The sequence below is a fragment of the Pseudomonas sp. RGB genome, assembly GCF_007713445.1.
Classification (GTDB): Bacteria; Pseudomonadota; Gammaproteobacteria; order Pseudomonadales; family Pseudomonadaceae; genus Aquipseudomonas.
Window position 1 is genome coordinate 195,363 of sequence record NZ_VMSH01000004.1, and the last position, 23,126, is coordinate 218,488.

The 23,126-nt window shown below is 60.5% G+C and carries 24 protein-coding genes and 1 pseudogene; 13 read left to right on the forward strand and 12 right to left on the reverse strand.

The features are described 5' to 3' along the window. Nucleotides 1-117 precede the first annotated feature (117 nt). Complete coding sequence (locus tag FPT15_RS10555) at nucleotides 118-660, reverse strand: hypothetical protein (protein ID WP_145160663.1); 543 nt, start codon at nucleotides 658-660, stop codon at nucleotides 118-120. A gap of 278 nt (nucleotides 661-938) precedes the next feature. On the opposite strand from FPT15_RS10555, the gene FPT15_RS10560 reads away from it, so the two are divergent. The 5 genes from FPT15_RS10560 (at nucleotide 939) to FPT15_RS10580 (ending at nucleotide 5,939) form a co-directional block, all read left to right on the forward strand. After that, nucleotides 939-1,337 (forward strand): cytidine deaminase, encoded by a 399-nt coding sequence (locus FPT15_RS10560; RefSeq protein WP_256587063.1) that lies wholly within the window; start codon nucleotides 939-941, stop codon nucleotides 1,335-1,337. 54 nt (nucleotides 1,338-1,391) lie between these two features. Continuing rightward, nucleotides 1,392-2,657, forward strand: coding sequence for a NupC/NupG family nucleoside CNT transporter (locus FPT15_RS10565; protein ID WP_145160665.1), 1,266 nt, complete (start codon nucleotides 1,392-1,394; stop codon nucleotides 2,655-2,657). A gap of 10 nt (nucleotides 2,658-2,667) precedes the next feature. Further along, on the forward strand, nucleotides 2,668-3,975 hold the full coding sequence (gene deoA / locus FPT15_RS10570; RefSeq protein ID WP_145160667.1) for a thymidine phosphorylase: 1,308 nt from the start codon (nucleotides 2,668-2,670) through the stop codon (nucleotides 3,973-3,975). Beyond that, the gene (locus FPT15_RS10575; protein ID WP_145160669.1) at nucleotides 3,972-5,204 is read left to right on the forward strand and encodes a phosphopentomutase; all 1,233 of its coding nucleotides are present in this window, start codon (nucleotides 3,972-3,974) and stop codon (nucleotides 5,202-5,204) included. Before deoA ends, FPT15_RS10575 begins: the two co-directional genes overlap by 4 nt. Nucleotides 5,205-5,321: 117 nt before the next feature. Next, nucleotides 5,322-5,939: a dTMP kinase gene (locus FPT15_RS10580; protein ID WP_145160671.1), complete on the forward strand. Its 618-nt coding sequence runs from the start codon at nucleotides 5,322-5,324 to the stop codon at nucleotides 5,937-5,939. A 10-nt stretch (nucleotides 5,940-5,949) separates the two neighbouring features. Here the strand turns inward: FPT15_RS10580 and phzG are convergent, their stop codons facing one another. Genes phzG through FPT15_RS10615 form a run of 7 tightly spaced genes read right to left on the reverse strand, consistent with a single transcriptional unit; the run spans nucleotide 5,950 to nucleotide 12,237 of the window. After that, complete coding sequence (gene phzG, locus FPT15_RS10585) at nucleotides 5,950-6,618, reverse strand: phenazine biosynthesis FMN-dependent oxidase PhzG (protein WP_145160673.1); 669 nt, start codon at nucleotides 6,616-6,618, stop codon at nucleotides 5,950-5,952. After that, entirely contained in the window at nucleotides 6,615-7,451 is an 837-nt protein-coding gene (locus FPT15_RS10590) for a PhzF family phenazine biosynthesis protein (protein ID WP_145160675.1), read from the reverse strand. Before FPT15_RS10590 ends, phzG begins: the two co-directional genes overlap by 4 nt. A gap of 2 nt (nucleotides 7,452-7,453) precedes the next feature. Beyond that, on the reverse strand, nucleotides 7,454-9,343 hold the full coding sequence (locus tag FPT15_RS10595; RefSeq protein ID WP_372241466.1) for an anthranilate synthase family protein: 1,890 nt from the start codon (nucleotides 9,341-9,343) through the stop codon (nucleotides 7,454-7,456). A gap of 20 nt (nucleotides 9,344-9,363) precedes the next feature. Beyond that, entirely contained in the window at nucleotides 9,364-9,987 is a 624-nt protein-coding gene (locus FPT15_RS10600) for an isochorismatase family protein (RefSeq protein ID WP_145160679.1), read from the reverse strand. A 15-nt stretch (nucleotides 9,988-10,002) separates the two neighbouring features. Further along, the gene (locus FPT15_RS10605; protein ID WP_145160683.1) at nucleotides 10,003-11,205 is read right to left on the reverse strand and encodes a 3-deoxy-7-phosphoheptulonate synthase; all 1,203 of its coding nucleotides are present in this window, start codon (nucleotides 11,203-11,205) and stop codon (nucleotides 10,003-10,005) included. A 23-nt stretch (nucleotides 11,206-11,228) separates the two neighbouring features. Next, the gene (locus FPT15_RS10610; RefSeq protein WP_145160685.1) at nucleotides 11,229-11,720 is read right to left on the reverse strand and encodes a PhzA/PhzB family protein; all 492 of its coding nucleotides are present in this window, start codon (nucleotides 11,718-11,720) and stop codon (nucleotides 11,229-11,231) included. 25 nt (nucleotides 11,721-11,745) lie between these two features. Beyond that, nucleotides 11,746-12,237 carry a PhzA/PhzB family protein gene (locus FPT15_RS10615; protein ID WP_145160687.1) on the reverse strand — a complete coding sequence of 164 codons (492 nt, stop codon included), beginning with the start codon at nucleotides 12,235-12,237 and terminating at the stop codon, nucleotides 11,746-11,748. Nucleotides 12,238-12,667: 430 nt separating this feature from the next. Here FPT15_RS10615 and FPT15_RS10620 point away from each other — a divergent pair, with 430 nt between their 5' ends. After that, nucleotides 12,668-13,393 (forward strand): autoinducer binding domain-containing protein, encoded by a 726-nt coding sequence (locus FPT15_RS10620; RefSeq protein ID WP_145160689.1) that lies wholly within the window; start codon nucleotides 12,668-12,670, stop codon nucleotides 13,391-13,393. Nucleotides 13,394-13,442: 49 nt separating this feature from the next. Here the strand turns inward: FPT15_RS10620 and FPT15_RS10625 are convergent, their stop codons facing one another. After that, complete coding sequence (locus FPT15_RS10625; protein ID WP_145160691.1) at nucleotides 13,443-14,033, reverse strand: acyl-homoserine-lactone synthase; 591 nt, start codon at nucleotides 14,031-14,033, stop codon at nucleotides 13,443-13,445. A 296-nt stretch (nucleotides 14,034-14,329) separates the two neighbouring features. On the opposite strand from FPT15_RS10625, the gene FPT15_RS10630 reads away from it, so the two are divergent. The 5 genes and pseudogenes from FPT15_RS10630 to FPT15_RS10650 all read left to right on the forward strand — a co-directional run. Then, nucleotides 14,330-17,161: a xanthine dehydrogenase family protein molybdopterin-binding subunit gene (locus FPT15_RS10630; RefSeq protein WP_145160693.1), complete on the forward strand. Its 2,832-nt coding sequence runs from the start codon at nucleotides 14,330-14,332 to the stop codon at nucleotides 17,159-17,161. Then, complete coding sequence (locus tag FPT15_RS10635) at nucleotides 17,154-17,693, forward strand: (2Fe-2S)-binding protein (protein ID WP_145160695.1); 540 nt, start codon at nucleotides 17,154-17,156, stop codon at nucleotides 17,691-17,693. Before FPT15_RS10630 ends, FPT15_RS10635 begins: the two co-directional genes overlap by 8 nt. 2 nt (nucleotides 17,694-17,695) lie before the next feature. After that, on the forward strand, nucleotides 17,696-18,931 hold the full coding sequence (locus FPT15_RS10640; RefSeq protein ID WP_145160698.1) for a cytochrome c: 1,236 nt from the start codon (nucleotides 17,696-17,698) through the stop codon (nucleotides 18,929-18,931). 1 nt (nucleotide 18,932) lies between these two features. After that, nucleotides 18,933-19,904: an XdhC family protein gene (locus tag FPT15_RS10645; protein WP_145160700.1), complete on the forward strand. Its 972-nt coding sequence runs from the start codon at nucleotides 18,933-18,935 to the stop codon at nucleotides 19,902-19,904. 7 nt (nucleotides 19,905-19,911) lie between these two features. After that, a pseudogene (locus FPT15_RS10650) lies at nucleotides 19,912-20,013 on the forward strand (SDR family NAD(P)-dependent oxidoreductase); the annotation flags it as partial. A gap of 5 nt (nucleotides 20,014-20,018) precedes the next feature. Here the strand turns inward: FPT15_RS10650 and FPT15_RS10655 are convergent. Next, nucleotides 20,019-20,471 (reverse strand): PAS domain-containing protein, encoded by a 453-nt coding sequence (locus FPT15_RS10655; protein ID WP_145160702.1) that lies wholly within the window; start codon nucleotides 20,469-20,471, stop codon nucleotides 20,019-20,021. Nucleotides 20,472-20,689: 218 nt separating this feature from the next. Here FPT15_RS10655 and FPT15_RS10660 point away from each other — a divergent pair, with 218 nt between their 5' ends. Together FPT15_RS10660 and FPT15_RS10665 are read left to right on the forward strand one after the other, a co-directional pair. After that, nucleotides 20,690-20,938, forward strand: a complete 249-nt coding sequence (locus tag FPT15_RS10660; protein ID WP_145160703.1) for a CsbD family protein — start codon at nucleotides 20,690-20,692, stop codon at nucleotides 20,936-20,938. 357 nt (nucleotides 20,939-21,295) lie between these two features. Beyond that, nucleotides 21,296-21,877: a DedA family protein gene (locus FPT15_RS10665; protein ID WP_145160704.1), complete on the forward strand. Its 582-nt coding sequence runs from the start codon at nucleotides 21,296-21,298 to the stop codon at nucleotides 21,875-21,877. Between the two features lie 307 nt (nucleotides 21,878-22,184). On the opposite strand, the gene uraH is transcribed toward FPT15_RS10665, so the two are convergent. Both uraH and FPT15_RS10680 read right to left on the reverse strand, forming a co-directional pair. Continuing rightward, nucleotides 22,185-22,595: a hydroxyisourate hydrolase gene (uraH, locus tag FPT15_RS10675; protein WP_145160705.1), complete on the reverse strand. Its 411-nt coding sequence runs from the start codon at nucleotides 22,593-22,595 to the stop codon at nucleotides 22,185-22,187. A 10-nt stretch (nucleotides 22,596-22,605) separates the two neighbouring features. After that, complete coding sequence (locus tag FPT15_RS10680) at nucleotides 22,606-23,109, reverse strand: heme-binding protein (RefSeq protein WP_145160706.1); 504 nt, start codon at nucleotides 23,107-23,109, stop codon at nucleotides 22,606-22,608. Nucleotides 23,110-23,126 lie beyond the last annotated feature (17 nt).

Sequence of the window (23,126 nt, forward strand, 5' to 3'; positions counted from 1 at the left end):
TTCTCGCGTCTAACGCCTTTAAAACGCCTTTCAGCGTTTTCATTGCCCGAACCCTTCCTAAAGAACCTCCAAGCCCAACCCCAAGTCATCCGCGCCACAAAACACCCACGTTCGCGCTTACGGAACGAGGTCGTCGTCGAAGTCTTCACGTTCGATGGTTGTGTATGCTTGCGCGCGAATGCCGCCTTCGGAATAGGTGCAGAGTCGAGTTGTCGCCTTCTTTCCCTGCGGCCGCACGACTATTCCCTCGCTCATGTCTGGGTCGTTGGGTTCCCCTGGAGTAAAGTTTGTGCGCACCATGCGGTCGAAAACGGCGTAGGTTACCCCGTGATTGATGAAGCGCAGATGTGCTTCGCCACCACCTGAGTAGCCGGTAGAACTGAACCAGAAATGACCATTGGGTGGACTCAGCTTCTCGGGATAGCTCAACTCAATGTTGCCGGGCGTACCAAATCGGTATTGCACATAGCCTGTTGTCGCCGAGAAATCCTGCGACGCGCACACCGAGATCATCTTCCGGCCGGAGTCGCATCCGAACAATAGCGTTTCTTGCGCCTTACACAGATAGCGCTGTTCCGAAGCCTCCGCGAACGCGTCGAGCGCTATAGCCCCCATCGTCAGGATGCAAACGCCCTTTAATATCGTGACTTGAATTCCCATGATGGCTCCCGAATTTTCACTCTAAAACTTATCAGTATTCAGGCTGTACTATCGGAAAACAAAGGGTTTTAGCCTTAGATCTTGGCGAGCCAACAGCGCTACAACACCTGTCTACCTCATAGACGCGTGCACGTGAGGCAGCCAAGGATTTCGGCGCCTACCTTTGTTCGCGAGCATAAAAAAGATTGAATATTCACATCAATTGTTATTTAAATAACACCACAATAGCGTCACGACCGCCCTGGACGTGCTCGTAATAAGATGGGATGACCCTGTGCATGACAATTGAAGAGCGTTTGATGGAACAGGCAAAGCGTGCCGCCCAGAGCACGTACTCGCCTTATTCCCATTTCCCCGTGGGCGCGGCATTGCTGACCGCCGACGGTGAGGTGGTACAGGGTTGCAACGTGGAGAATATCTCCTACGGGCTGACCAACTGTGCCGAGCGCAGCGCGTTGTTCAGCGCCATCAGCCAGGGCCATGCCCCGCGCAGTTTCAAAGCCATGGCTGTTTATGCACCCAACGTTTCACTGATAAGCCCTTGCGGTGCCTGCCGCCAGGTGATGCTGGAGTTGATGGCCAAGGATGCAGTGGTGATTTGTCAGGGCAGTGACCCGGCCGCCACGCGCACCTGGACCCTGGAGCAATTGCTGCCGGGCGCCTTCGACGCTTTCTAATCCTGGGCAGGCCTTCGGGTCTGCATCCGCGTGGTCCATTGTTGAGACGCCTGCATGATCAGTCTTGTCGGAATAGCGACCCTTATTCTCATTGCCATTGCTTTATCTCATCAACGACGCTCGATCAACTGGCGCACCGTTTCGGTCGCGTTTTTGATCCAGGTCTTGATTGGCGCCTTTGCGCTTTACGTGCCGTGGGGCCAGACGGCGCTCGCCTCGCTGTCAGGCGCGGTGGCATCGCTGCAGCTTTACGCTAACAAAGGCATCGAGTTTCTGTTCGGCGGCCTGAGTTCACCGCACATGTTTGAAGTGTTCGGCAGTGGCGGGTTTGTGTTCGCCATCCGGGTTTTGCCGATGATCGTGTTCTTCGGCAGCTTTATCTCTGTGCTGTATTACATCGGTGTGATGGGCTGGATCATTCGGCTGGTGGGCGGCACCTTGCGCCTGTTGCTGGGCACCAGCCGCATCGAATCAATGGTGGTGACCTCGGCGATTTTCATCGGCCAGTCGGAAGTGCCGCTGGTGGTACGGCCCTTCATCGCCAAGCTGACGCGCTCTGAGTTGTTTGCGGTGATGGTCGGTGGTTTCGCCGCAGTGGCCGGCTCGGTGCTGCTGGGCTATGCCGGGCTGGGCGTGGAGCTCAAGTACCTGATCGCGGCGTGCTTCATGTCGGCGCCGGGGGCCCTGTTGATGGCCAAACTCATGGAGCCGGAAACCGAAGCGGCACGTACCGAACAGGTGATCGAGGAGCTGGGCCAGGCCGAGAATCGCCCCACCAATATCATCGATGCCGCCGCCGATGGCGCCCAGGTTGGCTTGCGCCTGGCCTTGGCGGTGGGTGCCATGCTGCTGGCGTTTATCGCGTTGATTGCGCTGCTCAACGGGCTACTGGGCTGGGCGGGCAACTGGTTTGGCTACCCGCAATTGACCTTGCAACTGGTTCTCGGGTACGTGCTGGCGCCCATCGCGTTTCTGCTCGGGGTGCCGTGGCATGAAGCAGTGATGGCCGGCGGTTTTATCGGCGAAAAACTGGTGCTCAACGAGTTTGTCGCCTACGCCGACCTGGCCAACTACCTGACCCCGGCCAAGGCTGCCGAAGCCGGCGTGCCGCTGTTGTCGGTGCACACCCAGGTGATCGTGACCTTCGCCCTGTGCGGCTTTGCCAATCTTTCTTCGATTGCCATTCAGCTGGGCGGCCTCACGGGTATCGCCCCGCAACGCCGTGAGGAACTCGCGCGGCTGGGCTTGCGGGCCATGATCGGCGGCACGCTTTCCAACCTGATGAGCGCGGCGATTGTCGGCTTTTTCATTTCGCTGTAAGGAGCACAGTATGTGGTTGCCACAAGAAGTGATTCGGCGCAAACGCGACGGGCACGCCCTGGCTACGATGGACATTCAACGCTTTGTCGCCGGCATTGCCGACGCCAGCCTCAGCGATGGGCAGGTGGCGGCGTTCGCCATGGCGGTGTTCATCAAGGGCATGGACGTGAGCGAACGCCTGGCCTTGACCGAGGCGATGCGCGACTCCGGCCAAGTGCTGAAGTGGGACCTGCCAGGGCCGGTCGTGGACAAGCATTCCACCGGCGGCGTCGGCGACATGATCAGCTTGCTGCTCGCGCCGTTGCTGGCGGCCTGCGGTTGTTACGTGCCGATGATTTCCGGGCGTGGGCTGGGGCATACCGGCGGCACCCTGGACAAGCTCGAGAGCATTCCCGGCTACGACTGCCAACCCAGCACCGAACGCCTGCACGCGGTGGTGGCCGACGTCGGTTGCGCGATCATCGGCCAGACTGCCAACCTGGCGCCGGCGGATAAGCGCTTGTATGTGATCCGCGACGTGACCGGGTCGGTGGAGTCGATTGACCTGATCACCGCGTCGATCCTCGGCAAAAAACTCGCCGCCGGCCTCGACGTACTGATCATGGATGTGAAAACCGGCAACGGCGCCTTCATGGCCGAGCCGCAACAGGCGCGCGAGCTGGCCGCCAGCATCGTCGCGGTGGCCAACGGTGCCGGGGTCAACACCCGCGCGCTGATCACCGACATGAACCAACCGCTGGCCCGCAGTGCCGGCAACGCGCTGGAGGTTGGCGAAGCAGTCGCTTTGCTCAAGGGCGAGGTGCGCAGTGAGCGCTTGTGGGCGGTGACCTTGGCGCTGGCCACCCAAGCATTGACGATGGCCGGTTTGGCGCGGGATGACGCCCAGGCCCGTGATCAATTACTCCAGGCCTGGCAGAGCGGTGCAGCCTTGCAGCGCTTCGAGCAAATGGTCGTCGCTCTGGGCGGCCCGCCGGGCTTTACGGCAGACCCTGAAGCGTATTTACCCAAGGCCGCCGTGTCGGTGCCGGTGTGGGCCGAGGAAGAGGGCTGCGTTACCGAGATTGACACCCGGGCGGTGGGCTTGGCGGTGGTGGCATTGGGCGGCGGACGCAGTCATCCCGACGATGTGCTGGACTTGTCCGTGGGCTTCAGCAAGTTGGCCTTTGTGGGTGAACAGGTGAACGCGCAACGGCCTCTGGGCTGGGTGCACGCACGCAACCCAGAGCAGGCCGAGCAGGGCGCATCCGCTTTGCGCGCAGCCTATCGGTTAGGCGGCTCGAGCCTGGCCGCACGTGATTTGATCCAGGACATCCTATGAGCAAAGCCATCGTATTGGTGCTGGACTCGTTGGGCATCGGCGCCAGTGCCGACGCTGCTGTTTTTGGCGATGCCGGCGCCGACACCTTGCGCCATATCGCCGAGGCGTGTGCCCGCGGTGAGGCCGATGGGCCATTGCGCCGGGGGCCTCTGTGGCTGCCAAATCTGGGTCGTCTGGGCTTGGGCGCCGCTGCGGCAGCCAGCGGTGACGGACCGTTGCCGGGCCACTGGGGCGACGCTGCACCGGTCGGCGCCTACGGCCATGCGCGCGAACAATCCTCAGGCAAAGACACACCGTCCGGACATTGGGAGATGATGGGCGTGCCGGTGTTGTTCGACTGGGGTTATTTCGAGCGGCCGGTTGAGTCCTTTCCGCCCAGGTTGCTGGCCGACCTGATTGAGCGGGCAGGGTTGTCGGGTGTCCTGGGCAACTGCCATGCCTCTGGCACTACGGTGCTGGACGAGTTGGGCGAAGCACACATCCGCAGCCAGCAGCCGATTTGCTACACCTCGGCCGACAGCGTGATGCAGATCGCCGCCCATGAAAGCCATTTCGGGCTCGATGAGCTGTACCGGGTGTGTGAAATCGCGCGCGATTTGTGTGATCAATACACGGTCGGCAGGGTCATTGCCCGGCCGTTCACCGGCGAGCACGCGGGCGAGTTTCGCCGCACCGGCAATCGCCGCGACTACACCGTGCCACCGCCGTCGCCGACGCTGCTGGATCATCTGTGCGAAGCCGGCGGCAGCGTGCATGCGGTGGGCAAGATTGGCGATATCTTCGCGCACCGCGGCATCAGCCGGTTGTACAAGGCCGACGGCAACGACGCGCTCTTCGATGCCACGCTCAAGGCTTACCAGCAAGCGCCAGACAACAGCCTGGTGTTCGCCAATTTCGTCGACTTCGACATGCTTTACGGGCACCGCCGCGACCTGGCCGGCTACGCTGCCGCACTGGAAGCCTTCGACCGCAGGCTGCCGGAATTATTGGCGTTGATGGACCCGCAGACGTTGCTGATCATCAGCGCCGACCACGGTTGCGACCCATCGCGTCCGGGCAGCGATCATACCCGTGAGCATGTGCCGGTCCTGGCTTACGGGGCAGGCGTGGCGGCCGGCTGGCTGGGCGAGCGCGGCAGCTTTGCCGATATCGGCCAGACGCTGGCCACGCATTTGGGCGTGGCGCCGTTGGCGTGGGGAAGTTCTTTTCTGCTCAGGGAGCATCATTGATCGACGCCTTCAGTAATGTCTGTTCCTATGGGCGCTGCACTCGATTCGCATCGTCGCGCCAGGCGACTCCAGCGAAGAGCAGCGCCCAATGAACCGCTACCAATCATGATGTGAAGTATGAGTCGTCCACTCTTTGTATCTCTCGATGGCCCCAAGGGAACGGGTAAAACCACGCTTTTGGAGGCCGTGACCCAAGTGCTGAGGGCAGACAAGCAAAAGGTGATCCGACTCAGCGAGCAAAAAAGCGATCCCCATAGGGCTGAAACAATGGCCCTCGTTAACACTCTCGTCAGAAACCCCAGCCGGGAGTTGGAGTTGAGGGTGTGTGAGCGCTTTGCTGATAGCCGTGCCTGGATTTCCCGGCACGTACTGGCCAAACAGCCAGCCGGTAGCATCATCTTGATTGATCGCTGGTACCCCTCTGATGCAGCGTTTCGCCGGATCGTCGGGTTTGCAGACATTCTGCAGTTAAACATTGATCGAGACGTGCAAGTGCCCGACCTGCATGTCGGCGTGGTCACCGCCCCTGATATTTCATGGGCCAGAGCAGCCGAACGACGGCGTGGGCTGAGCAGTACGGTGATGCATAAGCTGGAAGAACATGTCGCGTGTACTCAGGCGTTCGAGCGCGCGATTAGCGATCACGGCTGGGTTTTATGCCGCAATGAAACAACGATCGAGGACGCCACGGCGCAGGTGGTTTCTGAGATATACAGCGTCCTTCGATGTGCGTAGCTTTGTACGATCAGGGCTGCAAACGCCGCACCCTCCAGCCCGTATCGCTGCGGTCATAGCGCAACCGCTCATGCAGCCGCTCGTGCCCATTCCCCCAGAACTCCAGCGATTCAAGGCGCAACTCAAACACACAATAGCCCTCGGGACGCGGCAGCGGACCTTGGCCTTCGGCCAGTTCGCGAGCGGCGTTGCGCATGGCCTGAACATCCTGCAGTTCTTCGCTCTGGCGAGACACCGACGACATCGGATGCGTGGCATACGGGCGCTTGAGCCACGCCTCATCCGCCTTGGCGTCCGGCAAGCGCACGGCCTGGCCATTGAGGATGATCTGCTGACTGGTTTCGCGCCAATACAGCACGCCCGACGCCCACGGGTTTTGGCTCAGCTCACGGCCTTTCTGGCTGCCGGCATGGGTGCTGAACAACAGCCCCGTGTCGCTGATCTCACTGATCACCACGATGCGCGTCGAGGGCCGGCCCTGGCCGTCGGCGGTGGCCAGCGCCAACGCCCTGGGTTCGCGGATGCCCACGCGCCGTGCGCGCTCCAGCCAGTTGCGCAGCACGCTCATGGGGTCGGCGGGCAGTGTCTGGTACTCGGGGAACGGTGCATCCAGTGTGCCGGTGAGCGATTCGGACATGCCTTTACCCAGCAGCGGCTTGCCTTGTACTGAAAGGTTCATAGCACGATGGTCCCCCGCCCGAAGGTGACGCCATTACCGGAGACTTCGACGCGCGTCAGTTGATCGGCGCGGCCCTCAGCCCTGGCGAACATCAGTGAAGGGCGGCCGATTTCCACGCCCTGCAGAATCTCCACCTGCTGGCCGAACTCGATTTGGCCATGGCGCGCCAGATGAATCGCCAACGGCCCGGCAGCCGAGCCGGTGGCTGCATCCTCGACCACGCCGTAGGCCGGTGAGAACATGCGGCTGCGCCAGCGCCGCCCGGCGCCGGCGAAACAGTTGATCGCCATGTCGTGGAAGTTCGACAGCGCACGGTGGTCAGGGTGCAGGGCCGACAAGGCGGCGATGCTCGGCAGGCCGACAAACACATGGCGTGGGCCGTTGTGATAGATCTCGATGGGAAAGGTCGAGTCGCTGATGCCCAGGGCTTTGAGCAATTCGGCATCGCGGCCCAGGGCCGTCCAGGTCGGTATCGGCTGGTCCATGCTGGCGGCGATCACGTTGCCGTTCTGGCGTTCCAGTTCAAAGGCGATGGTGCCCATCTGGGTTTCCAGGTACAGCCGGTGATTGTCGGTGTGCGCCCCCAGCGCGATGGCCGTCCCCAGCAACGGGTGGCCGGCAAAGGGCAGTTCGTTGACCGGGGTGAAAATCCGGATCAGCGCATCACCGCCGTTGCGTGGCTTGAGCACGAAGGTGGTTTCCGACAGGTTCATCTCGCGGGCGATGCGTTGCATTTGCGGCGCCGGCAAATCATCGGCGTCGAAGAACACCGCAACCGGGTTGCCTTCCAGCGGGACACTGGCGAAGGCGTCGATGATCACGTAGTTGTGCATGGTTATCTCCCCGCCGCCGACACGTTGCTGTCGACCGGTGTGTGGATGAGGGCATGGCGCAGCAGGTCGGCGATGATGCGCGGGCCTTCCTGGGTGAGCAGCGACTCGGCATGAAACTGCATCGAGGCGAACGACGGCCCACGCAGGGCATGCACCTCGCCGGTTTCGCTGTCGCGACTGATCTCGACGGTGCCGATGCCGTTGACGTCCAGGCGGTCACTGGCACTCTGGGCGGCGAAGGTGTTGTAGAAACCCACCCGCTCGGCGTTGCCGAACAGGTCGATCTGTTTTTGCACGCCCTGATTGGGAATGGCCTTGCGTTGCAGCTCCAGGCCTAGGCACAGGCTCAACACCTGATGGCTCAGGCACACCGCGAGGAATGGCCGTTGCTGGCTGAGCAAGGAACGGATGGCCACGTGCAGATGGTCGATTTTCGGCAGCTGGACATCGCTCGGGTTGCCGGGGCCAGGGCCCATGATCACCAGGTCGTAACCGTCGAAACTGTATTCATCGCTGAAGCTGCACACCGTGACTATCAGGCCCAGGGCCCGCAGCTGCTTGGCGATCATCGAGGTGAAGGTGTCTTCGGCATCGACGATCAGCACCTGGCGCCCGCTGAAATCGGCCTGGGTCTGCTGGCGTTGCTGGCTGTCCATCAACCAGAAGTCCGAGACGTAGGCATTGCGGCTGGCCAGCGCTGCGCGTACCTGCAGGTGGCTGCCAAAGCGCGAGGGCGCCTGGTTTTTCAAGGCAGCAATCAGGCCGGCGGCCTTGGCGCGGCTTTCGGCGGCTTCGGTCATGGGCTCGGAATGACGCACGATGGTCGAGCCCACGCTGATGCGTACCTGGCCGCCATTATCGATGTCGGCGGTGCGAATCAGGATGGCCGAGTCCAGGGAACGTCCACCTTTGCCATCGCTGCCGATCAGCGCCGCCATGCCGCTGTAGTACGCGCGGCCTTGCGGCTCATAGCGCTGGATGACCCGGCAGGCGCTTTCCAGCGGGCTGCCGGTGACGGTCGGGGCGAACAGGGTTTCGCGCAGGATGTCGCGCACGTCGCGACGGGTCTTGCCCTCAATGAAGTACTCGGTGTGGGCCAGATGCGTCATTTCCTTGAGGTAAGGGCCGAGGACGTGGCCGCCGTCTTCACAAATGCGCGCCATCATTTTCAGCTCTTCATCAACCACCATGTACAGCTCATCGGCTTCCTTGCGGTCGGCCAAAAAGGCCATGACGTCCGTCAGACAGGGGCCAGCCGGCGGGTAGCGGTAAGTGCCGCTGATGGGGTTCATCACCGCGAGCCCATCCTTGACGCTGATGTGCCGCTCGGGCGAGGCACCCACGAAGGTGCGGCTGCCGGTGTGAATGATGAAGGTCCAGTAAACACCTTTCTCGCGCTCCAGCAGATGACGAAAGAACGACAGCGCGCTGGCGGGGCCGTACTCGCTGATTTCCGCCATAAAGGTGCGTTTGATCACGAAGTTGGCGCCTTCCCCAGAGCCGATTTCGTTGGCGATCACCTGGCTGACGATCTCGGCATAGCGGGCGTCGCTGAGGTCGAAGCGTTCGCCGTTCAGCTGGATCGGCACGTTTGGCAGCAACCCCAGCAACTGTTCAATGCCGATGGATTGTTGCTCGGTAATGTTCATCGCCAGCAGCGGCGACTCATCGTCCACCGCCTCGAAGCCGCGTTCGGCAATCTGGCGGTAGGGAATCAGCGTGAGTACATCCAGGTGCGGGGCACCGATCGAGGGGGCAGGCAAGTCGATATCGGCCAGGACCTGCGGCTGCGACATCTGCCCAATCAGCACATCCAGCAGCCCCGGGCCGCTGGATTCCGGACGATACAACAGGGCAAACGGCTCGGGCACCGGTTGCAGAATGCGTTCCATAAGGCGGGCGGCAGCTTGGCTCATAGCACCACCTCGTCGGTGGTAACGACCATGGCGCAACGGCTTGCGGCGTATTCGATCGCCATCCAGTGGTGCGCCTTGCTGAAGTCAGCAATCGCGTCGGCAACCAGGAAGGGTTGGATATCGTTGGAGTAGGCATCCACGGTAGAAATCAGTACCCCGACATGGGCATACACCCCGCACAGGATCAACTGATCGCGCCCGTTGGCGTGCATGCGCTCCAGCAGGTCGGAGTTAAAGAACGCACTGTAGCGCCACTTGGTCAGCAGCCAGTCACCCGGCTTGGGCGTCAGCGCGTCGACCACCTCGCGGTCGGCGGGGCTGGCCTTCATGCCAGGGCCCCAGAAGTCCTTGAGCAGCCCGCGCTGTGCCTCGCTCATGCTGCCCGGCTGGGCGGTGTAAGCCACCGGCACGTCGTGGTCGACAGCCCACTGGCGAATGCGCGCGGAATTAGCCACGACGGCTTCACGCAGGGCATCGGGCAAGGGCCGCAGGAAGTAGCGCTGCATGTCATGCACCAACAGCACGGCGCGCTCGGGGTCGACGCGCCACTGCGCGAGGTTGACGGGCAGGTCGCGGGCTGTAGGCAGGGAGTACGGGGCAATCGATGGAATGCCAGTCATGGCGACAAACTCCAGTCAAAGGTAAGCAAGGGTGGAGGAGGGCAGGTTTTTCCAGGCCATCACTGCAGTGATGGCTTGCCAAGGGGTCAGGCGCGGGTCGCACAGGCTTTTGTAGTGGCTGGCCACCTGGCTCAGGCCGGCGGCATCGGAGGCGCACTCGCTGACGTCGTCGGGGGTGGTTTCCAGGTGCAGGCCGGCAGCCACACCACCGGCCGAGGTCACGGCATGTTTGAAGGCGGTGATTTCCTCGGTGATGGTCTGCACCATGCGGGTCTTGTTGCCGCACGGCGCGATGATGGTGTTGCCGTGCATCGGGTCGCTGAGCCAGATGATCTTGTGGCCGGCATGGCGCACCGCTTCAACCAGCGGTGGCAGGCGATCAGCGACTTTGTGGGCGCCCATGCGCGCAATCAGGGTCAGTCGGCCGGGCTCGCGTCGTGGGTCCAGGCGCTCGCACAGGCTCAATAACTGGTCCTGGGTGATGTCCGGGCCGACCTTGCAGGCCACTGGGTTGAGCACTTCGCTGAGCAGTGCCACGTGAGCGCCCGTCAATTGACGGGTACGTTCGCCGATCCACGGCCAGTGGGTTGAGCCGAGAAACACCCGGCCCTGTTCGTCCTTGCGCACTTGCGGCAGTTCGTAATCGAGCACCAGCATTTCGTGGCTGGTCCAGGCGGGAGAGCCGCTGAGCTGTTCCTTGCTGGCCGGTTCCTTCCAGCCCAGGTGGTGCATGATGTCCTGGGCGGCGCGATAGCCTCGTACCAGGCGTTGTGCATCATGCTGGCGATGGTTGCAGACCGCTTCGCGGCCGTTGACCATGTCGCCGCGGTACACCGGCAACTCGACATCGCCGATGCGCTCGCTATTGTTGGAGCGCGGCTTGGCGAACTGCCCGGCAATCCGCCCGACGCGCACCACCGGTTGCTGGGTGACCAGCCGGAACGCACCGGCCAGGATGTCCAGCACCGCGACCTTGCGGGCCACGTGGCTGGGAGCACTTTCATCCATGTCCTCGGCGCAGTCACCGGACTGGATGATCATCGCTTCGCCCGCCGCCACCCTGGCCAAGGTGGCACGCAGCACCAGGATGTCTTCGACGCGAATCAGTGATGCGCTGTCCCTGAGGTAGGCCTGCGCGTCATGCAATTGTGAGGGCTCGCTCCATTGAGGCTGCTGGAACGCTTCACAACTTAGAACCCGTTTCAGTAAGTCTTCCATGATGCGATTACTCTCCCTAAGGATTAAGTAGGAATGCCTTCACGCTTGATCTGCGGCACGGGAATGCCCAGGGCGCGCAGTTGTTGAAAGACGTTCATGAACTCGCGATTGCGTTTTACTTTGCCGTCTTGCAGCTCGAAGGAGTGCAGGAAGTGGTTCTCGTAATACCCTTCCGGGTAACCTGGAAAGAGGATCTTGCCGTGGCCATCGCACTCGACCCAAAAATGGTTGGGGTCGTCGGTTTCAAATACGTTGACGTTGTACCATTCCCAATCCGGGAAGCACTTGAGTGACCAAACAGCATGTTCGGCCAACTTGGCTTTGCCACTGATTACAATGGGTGCGCCGGTGTCTGTGGTCCACAAGCCACCCGAACCGTCATCGGTAAACAGTTCATGGCGGCGCAGGCGATCCTGGCCTTTGGTGCGCATATATTGCTCGACCGTGGCGCGGTTCTTGCGGCGAAGTTCGCTGCTGTCGTCAGCGGTTAGTTGTCGCGCTGCATGAGTAGGCATGTTCACTCTCCAATAATGAAAGGGCTTATGAGGCGGGAATACCTTCACGCTTGATGCGTGGCACCGGAATGCCCAAGGCGCGCAGTTGTTCGAAGGGGTTCATGAACTCACGGTTTTGCTTGATCTTGCCGTTGTCCAATTCGAAGGAATGGATGTAATGGTTTTCGCAATACCCTTCTGGGTAGCCGGGGACCAGGGTCTTGCCACGGCCATCACTTTCGACCCAGAAGTGGTTGGGGTTGTCGGTTTCAAACACCCGCACGTTGTGAAACTGCCAGTCTGGAAAGCACTGCTCCAGCCACACGCCAAGGGCGGCGAGTTTCGCGTGGCCCTTGAATACCAGGGGTTCACCGGTTTCAGTGTTCCACGAACCGCCGCTGCCATCCGGGGTGAACAGTTCATGCCGACGCAGGCGATCTTGGCCATGGGTGCGCATGTACTGTTCGACGGTGGCGCGGTTTTTACGGCGAAGTTCAAGCTGATCATTAAAGCCGCTGGCGGAAAGCGAAACCGACATAAGCCGTAACCTCCTTAGTTAAATTAAGGTTTTTCGAAAATCAAGTAAATATTTAGTTAATCAGGCGCGCCAGCATTTACAGGTTTAACTTTGTATATTGAGAGCGTGCTGAGGCGTGTTGTTTATACACCTGCACTTCTCGCGGCAGGAACTACCAGATCTTGTAGCGGTTCCGCCATGGAGGGGGCGGATACGGTCCATCGGGTAGTGTGTTGCACTATTATGAATCAGCAGGTTCATTCGTCGGCCAAGCCGCAACGATAGCCCGCTAACATCGCCTGGCTATCAATGGCCTATGGCTAGTTAGTTGGTTAGGCACAATAAAGCCTTCGCTATTGCGAAGTGGTCTATAACCGTTGAATTTTGTGTATTGACATGAGTTCAGGTTGGTCTAGTCTCACGACTCGTTTCCAACTCTAGTGGTGTTCAAATGGAATTAGGACAGCTGTTGGGATGGGATGCTTATTTTTACAGTATCTTTGCGCAAACTATGAACATGCAGGAGTTTACTGCTGTTGCATTGAGGGCTTTACGTGAACTGCAGTTTGATTTTTTCGCCTACGGCATGTGCAGCGCGACGCCGTTCATGCGCCCGAAAACCTATATGTACAGCAATTATCCCAAGGACTGGATAGCGCGATATCAGGCAGCGAACTACGCGGCGATCGACCCCACGGTGAAACACAGCAAAGTCTCGTCCGCCCCCATTTTGTGGAGCAATGAGCTATTCAAGGGGTGCTCGGACCTGTGGTCCGAGGCCAACGATTCGAATCTGTGTCATGGCCTGGCGCAACCTTCGTTCAACGTCCAGGGCCGGGTAGGGGTGTTGAGCATCGCACGCAAGGACAAGGTCATTAGCCTTCAGGAGTTCGAAGCCTTGAAGCCGGTGACCAAAGCGTTTGCCGCGGCGGCCCACCAGAAAATTTCTGAGCTGGAGAGTGACGCGCGTGTGTTCAATACGGATGTCGAGTTCAGCGAACGGGAGTGTGATGTGCTGCGCTGGACCGCAGACGGCAAAACCTCCGAGGAAATTGGCGTGATCATGGGCGTGTGCACCGACACGGTGAATTACCATCACCGCAACATCCAACGCAAAATCGGCGCCAGCAACCGTGTGCAGGCGGTGTCTTACGCGGTTGCGCTGGGGTATATCTGAGGTTCATCGACTGCCGCCGAGCCCTCCCAAAAGGATGACTCGGCCGGTATCAAGCGGTGTCTTTCAACAATGCGGCGGGCATGAAGGCTGAAGGCGGGCGGGCGCCTCGATGGTGTTCACGGTGAGCCGAGAGCTTGATCGCAAGGATTTTTTCGTCCTGGTGCACGGTGACCGGTCCCAATCGCTCGTAGTTGACCCCGTTGATTTTGTAATAGCGCTCCATCGTGCTGTTGACGATGCCGACAATGAAATCGGCGCCTGCCAGGCTGGCGGTCTTCAGGCTTTTCCAGAACAACGGCATGGCCAATTGCGGTTCACGGGTGGTGAAGCGTGTCATTTCCCAGATGGCAGGATCCTTGGGCGGCGTGCCAGCGCAGGTATGGCTGAAAACACCTTCCAGCAGGTTTGGCAATGTGGTGGGTATCAGACGCGCGCAGCCAACGATGTCGCAGTACTCGTTGAACGCCAAGAGGTAGCGCGCATGCTCGGTGTCGTATTGATCCCATTCACAACCCGCCGGGTGCGGATGGCCAGGCAGCCGCCAGCCGAGTTTCTCGACAAATTGCTCGTGCCGAAAGCGGCCTAGCCTGAGTTTGAGCTCGTCGCTCATTGCGCTCAGCGTGTGCTCTTCCATGTGCATGGCTGGGAGTTCCTGGGGGATGGGGGAAGTGCGGGGTTTTATAGAGGACTTGTTCAGGCTTGGCACCTACAAGATCTTGTAGGCCGCGTTGGCACGCGGTTCGCTGGTTTGATTCCTCGGTCAGTTTTTTGTAACAGCTTGTTTGCGGCTGACGCATAAACCTATAAAGTTAACCTTTCGGTCAGCTTTGCACTGCCACACACAGCCTTTTGTTCCGGCAAAAGCGCTTCTGCCAGACCCGAGATCCCCAGAACATAACCATAAGGGCGGACCTATAACCGCCCAGAGGATGATCCATGTCCAACCGTGATATCTCCCGGCGCTCGTTCCTTCAGGGCGGGCTGGTGGCGGGTGTGAGCGTGACGCTTACACCGCTCAGCACCCAGGCGCTGGCTGCGTTGATGGAAAACAGCGTGACCGTGCCGTCCGAGCATTGGCTCGGCAACAATGGCAAGGCGCGCTCGCGTAACGATGCCTTGTCCAAGGTCTGCGGCAGCAAAGTCTTTGCCCGCGACATCCGTTCCAAAGACATGCCGGGCTGGCCGCAGCAACAGGGTCACGCCATGTTGCTGAAAATCACCAAGGCCGACCGCATCTACGCCGGCTACGATCTGTCGTGGCTTGGCGCCGACCTGCAACCTGACCGCATCGTGACGGCCGCCGACCTGGACAAAGACGGCATCGTCTTCCCGGAAGAGCACGCGCCGGATCCGCTGTTGCCGGAAGGCCAGGTGCCGATGTTCATCGGTCATCCCGTGGCGATCCTGATCTGGAACGACTTCGAGCGGTTCCGCCAGGCCAAGGCCAAGCTCAAATTCAACGACAAAGCGATCCGTTACGGCGCCCCAGCGCCGTATTACGAACGTGATCCGTATGGCAGCTTCCGCTATGTGCGCGTCGGCGGTGCGACCTCGGCGGACGAAGATGAATTCGCCAGCCTCAAGGATTCGATTCTGTTTCCGATGCTGAAAAACCGTCGCCCGGTGTGGAATTCCCAGCCGGACCTGCACGGCAATCTCACCGAGCGCGGGCTGTTTTACGCCGACCGGATGAAGCAGCAGATCGACGCGCCGCCCGACCACTGGCTGGTGTTCGACGAGCGCTACAAAACCCCGTCGATTGAGCCGGCCGCGATGGAACCGGACAACGGCAACGGCTGGTACGACCCGGCCACCAAGACCTTGCACTTTGTTGTCGCGACCCAGTGCCCGCTGGAAGCCGCCACCGAAACCGCGAAGATGATCGCGCCCTCGCGCTTCGGCCTGGCGAATCTGAACATGCACCCGGGCTACACCGTCGGTTACGGCTCCAAGGACCACAACATTTTTGTCTACTACGCAGCCCTCGCTGCGTTGTACGGCGCGGGTGTGCCGGTGCGCCTGGCCAACGACCGCTATGAGCAGTTTCAGAGCGGCATCAAGCGTCACCCGTTCGATATCCGCTACCAATTGGCGGTAGACAAAAACGATCACAGCTTCCAGATTTTTCGCGCAGAGATGAACGTCGATGGCGGCGGGCGCATCAACTACAGCCCTTCGGTGGCCGCGGTTGGCGCCACGGCAGCGCAGTCGATCTACTACATGCCGCAGAACGATCTGCAGGTCACGGCCTACCATTCGCGCGCGGTGGAAGCGGGCTCGATGCGCGGTTACGGCACCCTGCAAAGCATGGCGTCGACCGAGATGATGGTCGACGAAATCGCTGATCGCCTGGGTATCGACGCTATCGACCTGCGCAAGAAAAACGCCTTGCTGTCGGGCATGAAAAACACCCAGGGCGCGGTGCCGGCCGGTGCATTGCGCTTGCACGAAATTCTCGACAAAGCGGCTGCCCACGACGTCTGGAAAAACCGCGACCAGATCAAAAAGACGCGCGAAGCCGCTGACCCGGATAACTGGTATGGCGTCGGTTTTGCCATCTGCCAAAAAGACTTCGGCACCGGTTCCGAGGCGCCGATGGCCAGCATCGAATTCACCGCTGAAGGGCACGTGACGTTGCGCCATATCGGCATTGAAATCGGCACCGGCATGTCCACCTCGCAAGCCCTGGTGGTGGCGGATTTCATCGGCATACCGGCCACGCAAGTGAAGACCGGCGAAACCGAATGGAAAGAGTTGCAACTGATCACGGGCGGCAACCCGTACACCATGAGCCAGGCCGAACAGGATGGTTTTCTGCGCAACCCGCGTTGGGTCGGCAAACTGGCGTCGGCCTCGTCGGCGACCAACTCCGCGTACTACTTCAGCCACGCCACCCGTGAAGCCTCCCGGGTGCTGTTCAACCACGGCTTGTGGCCGGCAGCGTTGCAGATCTGGGGCCAAGGCCCTTACGGCGGCCAGGCCAACCCGTACGTGGTGCGCCGCGAAGATGCGCATTGGGTCGACGGCAAACTCACCGCCAACGGCATGCAGCCGCTGAGTTTTGAGCAATTGGCCAAACACGCCCACGAAAAGGGCCTGGTGACCGGCGCTACCGTGCACGGCTTCAACCGCTGGAGCTGGGCCGAGGCCGAGTACAGCATCGACGGCGTGCGCGAGCGTCTGCCCCTGGATGGTCTGGCGGTGAAGTACGGCGACGGCGCGCCGCAGGCGAAACGGGCACAGATGACCAGCAACGGTTTCCACCTGCTGGATCGCCAGAACGTCCACTACCCGGACACCCAGTTGAACAACGCGGCGGTGACTTACTACAGCCCGGTTGCGACGCTGGTGGAGTTGAAAGTGAACAAGGGCTCCGCCCAAGTGCAAGTGCTCAACCACCACTCGTGGGTCGAGTGCGGTCGGGTGCTGGTGGAAGAGCTGGTCAAGGGGCAGCTCGAAGGAGGGATCGCCATGGGCATCGGCCATGCGTTGATGGAAGAGATGCCGCTGTACGAAGGCGGGCCGGGGGAGGGTGACTGGAATTTCAACCGTTACCGCTTGCCGATGGCCCGACACGTTGCCGTGTGGAACCAGACGGCTGAAATCCTGCCGCCGTTGTCGCCGAGCGACCCGTCCAAGGGCATCGCAGAAGTGGTGATGATCCCGATCGTCGGCGCTATCGGTAACGCCGTGGCCCACGCCATCGGCAAACGTGTCCGCGACCTGCCTATCACTTCTGCGCGCATCAAGGAGGCCCTCAATGGCTAACCGTCCGTTTCAACTGACCCTTAACGGTCAATCCATCGGCCCGGTGGACATCCCTGATGACCTTCCGATGATCGACTACCTGCACGAATACAAAAACCTCACTGGCTCGCGGCTCGGCTGCGGCCAGGGCATTTGCCACGCCTGCGTGGTGATCGTCGACAACCCGGACGGCACCAGCGAAGAAGTGCGCACCTGCATCACCGGCGCCCACTATTTTGAAGGCAAAAAAGTGCGGACCATCGAAGGCCACGCGACTCGCGACGAGCAGGGCAACGTCACTGAGCTGAACCCGATCCAGCAGCGTTTCGTCGATGAATTCGCCTTCCAGTGCAGCTACTGCGCACCGGGTTTCGTCAATGCCGCGACCTTACTGGTCGAGAAGCTGCAGCGTCAGCCCATCGTCAACAGTCAGCTGGAAAAAGTCATCGAGGACAGCCTCGGTCACCACATCTGCCGTTGCACAGGCTACGTGCGTTACTACAACGCGACCCGTAACGTGCTCACCGATCTCGGCCTGGTCAAGGAGGGTTAAGCATGAAGCCTCTACTGTCCCGCCTGGCATTGGCGGTTGGTCTGGCTGCGCCGGTGTTGTTGGCGCACGCGGATGATCAAGTCAAGCGCGGCGAATACCTTGCCCGCGCCGCTGATTGCATGGCCTGCCACACCGCACCGGGCGGCGCGCCGTTTGCGGGTGGCCTGCCGATTGTGTCGCCGTTCGGCACCATCTATGGCACCAACATCACCCCGAGCAAAGCGCACGGCATTGGTTTGTACAACGATGACGAATTCTTCGCCGCGCTGACCGAAGGCAAACGCCGCGATGGTGCAAACCTGTACCCGGCGATGCCGTACACCTCCTATCACCTGATGCCGCGCGCAGATTCGGACGCGATCCATGCGTACCTGAAAACCATCGAGCCGATTGAACGTGCAGCGCCGGTCACTCGCCTGAGTTTCCCGTTCAACGTGCGCCTGGGCCTGATGGGCTGGAACCTGCTCTACGCCAAAGACGTGAAACTCGCGCCGGGCGAGGGCAAAAGCGAAACCTTCAAGCGTGGTGAATACATGGTCGAAGTGCTCGGCCACTGCGGCGAATGCCATACCCCACGCGGCTTGCCTGGCGCCATGCAGCAGGATAAACGCCTGACCGGCGGCCTGCTCAACGGCTATTTGGCGCCGAGCCTGTTGGCCACTGACCTGGCCGCTCGCGGCTGGAATCAACAGGACCTGAGCACCTTCCTCAAGCACGGCATGAGCGCCCAGGGCACGATGTTCAACGAGATGTTCCCGGTGTTCCACAACAGCACCCAGGGCCTGAGTGACCCGGACCTGGCGGCGATGGCCACCTACCTGCTCGGCGATCCCGCCCCAACCGCCGCAGTGTTGACCGAAGTGCCGCTCGACAAAATGAGCCCAAGCGCCCAACGCGGTCGTCAGGATTACCTGAACGTGTGCGCCGGTTGCCACGCGCCGAACGGCGAGGGCAAACCGCACATCGCCGTGGCCATGCGCGGCAACACCACGCTGCGCCTGGACGATCCGCGCAACCTGTTGCGGGTGATCGAGGACGGCATCGGCGAGCAGACATTCACCGGGTTCGAACGCATGCAACCAATGCCTGGCTTTGCCGACAAGCTCAATCAGGCACAGCTGACCGATCTGCTCAACTATCTGCGCCAGGGTTGGGGCGGCCAATCGAGTGAGCTGGCGGTCAGCGACGTGCAGAAGCTTCAGGCCGATGCACCACCAGCCGAGCACAAGGCGCACTGACATGCAGCATCTGGATCTGCAAGTCATTCGCCGTGCGCTGGAATGGTCGACGGCCGGCCAGCCGGTTTGGCTGTGCACGGTGCTCGCCACCTACGGCTCGGCGCCCCGTGCGCCGGGTTCGTTGCTGGCAGTGAACGTGAGCGGGCAATGGATCGGCTCGCTGTCGGGCGGCTGCGTTGAGGAAGACTTCCTTGAGCGGGTAGCCGAAGGCGCGTTCGAACAGGCAGTCAACGTCGTTCGTTACGGCGAAGGCGAGGACCCGCGCTCGCGAGTCAGCCTGCCCTGTGGCGGCGTGCTTGATGTGCTGGTGGAAAAGCTTGCGCCGGACTGCGAGGTTCAGGCCCATCTGCGCGAGCTGGAGTGCGCGTTGCTGGGCCAGCGCCGATTGATCCGCGAAGTCGAGCTGGCCAGCGGTGCGCGCCGCGTGCGTGCAGACAGCGAGCAGGGCGCGTGCATCGAGCGCGAGATCGACCGGGTCCGTGTGCGCGTCGGCGCGGCGCAGCGTTTGTTGCTGGCGGGCTATTCCAGTGTTGCCCAGGCTTGCGCCGAGTTTGCCGTGGGCCTGGGGTTTGAGGTGATTTTGTGCGATCCCCGCGACGAGGTGCTCGAGGGCGTGGTGCTGCACAACGTCGAGATCCGACGCCAGCTGCCGTCGGTGTTCATCGCTGACGGCGGCTGCCACAGCGACACGGCGGTGGTCGCGTTGACTCATGATCCGCGTATTGATGATCTGGCAATGATGGAGGCGGTGCGCACCGACGCGTTTTACATCGGCGTAATGGGTTCGATGCGCACCTCACAAAAGCGCTTCGAGCGCCTGCGACGCATTGGCGGGTTGGGCGAGGCCGAATTGGCGCGCATCCACGCGCCTATCGGTTTGAACCTGGGCAGCAAGACCCCGGCGGAAATCGCGTTGGCGGTGCTGGCCGATATTCTTCGCACGCGTAGCGGCATCGCGCGGGATCGACTCTGACCCGCCTGTGACCGGCGCTTCCAAGGGTATCGGCGCGGCGATTGCCGAGCAATTGGCCCAGGACGGCGCCGGCGTGATCGTCAACTACGCCAGCAGCCGTGAGGGTGCCTTGCCCTATGACAGCCTATGCGATTGATCCAGTTGAGCTTTCAAGCTGGCGACTTGCGCTTCAAGTTCGCGCACGCGTTCGCTGACCGCAACTTCGACGCTGACATCCTTCTGGATGCCGATGTAATAGGTGAGCTGATCTGCCTTGTTAAACACGGGAGTAATCGATAGCTCATTCCAGAAGGCACTGCCGTCCTTACGGTAGTTGCGAATGATTTGCCGGCACGGCTGATGCGACTTGATCGCCTCGCGGATCGCAACCAGGCCCGCCTGGTCTCGGTCGTCACCCTGCAGGAAGCGGCAGTCCTGGTACAGCGTTTCGTCAGCGCTATACCCCGTAAGGCGCATAAAGGCGGGGTTAGCGTAGATCAGGATATGCTCATCGCCTTCCTGCTCCGCAATGACAATGCCATCGTCCGAGGTTTCAACCATCAGTTTCAGCAGTTCTGCATCGATCATTTTTAGCGCCTCGGCGAAATTCAGATCATTCTAGGACAACTTGGGGGTTGAGCGCGTTCGGGGCGTCACTGACGAGCGGTGGTCATTAAAAGTGGAACTCCGACTCTTCACCACCGGTCAACTTTTCTGTCCACATCCCTTGGCTGCGATGGTGTTGAACGTGGCGCCATCGCAGTGGGTTTTTTTTGAGCGTCCCACTGACACGAAGGTTTATGAATATGAAGAGTGAACAGGTTGAAGGTGTTGCAGAGAAGCTGGCCGGCAAGGCGCAGAGCGCGGTCGGAAAGCTGATGGGTGATTCGAAGCTGCAAGCTGAAGGCGCTGGACGTCAAGCTTCTGGTCAGCTGACCCAAACCTATGGCGATGCACTCGACAGCGTGTCTACGTTCGTTAAGGAAAAACCGGTTGCTGCACTGGCCATCGGCGCAATAGCCCTGCTTGTGCTAGACCGTCTCTTGCGCCGCTAAGCCGCAAGGAGAGGGCTTCTACAGCTTTCCCTCGCACTGCCCAGGGCGTTTGCTTTGGCTGTGCGAGGACCTGATACTCCCAAGTGCTTATAGGCCTGCAAGCCTGCCCATATCTATTTATTGGTAAGGCGCAGCGCAATGGATAAGACAATCACTCGGATCAACTGGCCACCGACCTTAGGTCAATCACCGAGGTATGGCTCGGCGGGGCGCATACCCGGCTCGCCAAGGCGTTGAACGTGCCTACAAAAGCATTGGCGTGAATCGATCGAGGAACAGATCTGTTTATGCCCATTAATGCTGGGTCAAACAAATGCAATGATGCCGCCATTGCCTCCACCGCATCCAGGAATGCCCATGTTCGAACATTTCGACCTCAACGCTCTGATTGCCGTCTACGGCTACTGGGTCATCTTCGTGGGCTGCCTGCTGGAAGGCGAAACAGTTTTGCTCCTCGGCGGTATGGCTGCACACCAGGGCACTCTGCAATGGCTGCATGTGATCGGCTGGGCCACCCTGGGCGGCATACTCGGCGATCAGTTACTGTTCTGGACCGGACGTTATTCCGGGAGTCGCCTGCTGCCCAAACTGAAGCGTCACCAGTCTGCCATTCAACGGGTGGAGCGCCTTATCCATCGCTACCCCATGACGTCTGTATTCGCTGTGCGCTTTCTCTACGGAATGCGCTTGGTGGGGCCTATGGTGATCGGTGCAAGCGGTCTGGCGCCCTGGCGTTTCGCCCTGATCAATGTTTTGAGTGCGGCGATCTGGGCCACCCTGTTCGTCAGCGCCGGCTATTGGGCTGGCGAAGCATTGCAGCATTTCTTTGGCGACCTGAGACCGTATCGCCTGCCAATCTTCATCGGGGTGGTAGCACTTGTAGCCCTTGCGGCGCTGGTGCGGTATTTGCGCCGCCGGACCAAGGCGTTGCACCGCTGAGGGAGTGGTCATCCAGGCTCTTCTTCGGCCCATGACCAGGCAAAGCGTTCCAGGTGTGCTTTTTTTTCGATGTGGGCTGCTCGTCTGAGCCGGGGTTGGAAGCAGGCACCGCGCAACGGCTATCGACACAGCGGCGGCCACTGTCTGGGCGAGGTGACTTTTTTGCTGTGCTGCGCACGGTCATGCCTGCTGTCATGAACGGATCGCCTGCGCCTTCGATATCAAGGTGGGTGGTGATGCAAAATAATCAAAAAGAAAGGCCGCCCATGAGATCAGGGGAGGCCTTGTTGCTCTGTCGGGTCGACGCTCAATTGCCTCTGTAGGTAGAGAAACCGTAGGGGCTGAGCAGTAATGGGATGTGGTAGTGCGAAAGTGTCCCGTCTACCTCAAAAATGACCGGTACCTCCGGGAAGAAACTTGCAACTTTGTGCGCTTTGAACCACTCCCCGGTTTTGAAGGTGACACGGTAGGTGCCTTTCTCCAGCGCCTGACCATCGGGGTACAACCCGGGAATACGCCCTTGCTCATTTGTCGCGGCGCTGTTGAGCATGTTCCAGCTTTTGCCGTCCTGTTTTTCCAGCGTGACATTGACGCCAGGGGAGGGCAGACCATCTTGTAAGTTGAGTACATGCACGCTGAGCGGGTTTCCTGCCGCTAACGCCAGTGACGATACGACACTCAATACAAGGCCCGCGAAGAACGTTTTTAATCCAGTCATGATGATGTCCTTAGTTTTTGACGGTAGGTAAGATTTTGTTGATAGCGGCCAATGCGCAACCTTCATCGTTTGCTGCACCACCGGCACCGGCCACGCCGATCGCGCCAATGACTTGCCCTTCAAACAGCAACGGCACGCCGCCGCCCAGCAGCAATAGCTCATGCAGGGTGTTGAGGTTTTCCGCATCGGGGGTGCTGCGGGCACGCTCTGCCAATAGTCGTGTTGGCGTCTTGGTCGATAGGGCGGTATAGGCCTTGCGTTGGGCGGCTAATGTGTTGTGTGGGCCCACGTTATCGTCACGCTGTAAGGCGACCAGATTGCCCCCACGGTCGACAATGGCAGCAACACCTGTACGGCCATCGGCATGACAGGCTGTCAGCGCGGCGTTCAGCAAATCATTGGCCATTGCCAGTGACACGTCGTTGCGCTGCAGCACTTGATCCGGGGCTGCAACGGCGAGCGCTGAGTTCATTGCGAGTGACATCAGCAATGAGGTCGATAGGCGTATACGCATGCTTTGTCCTTTGTGTG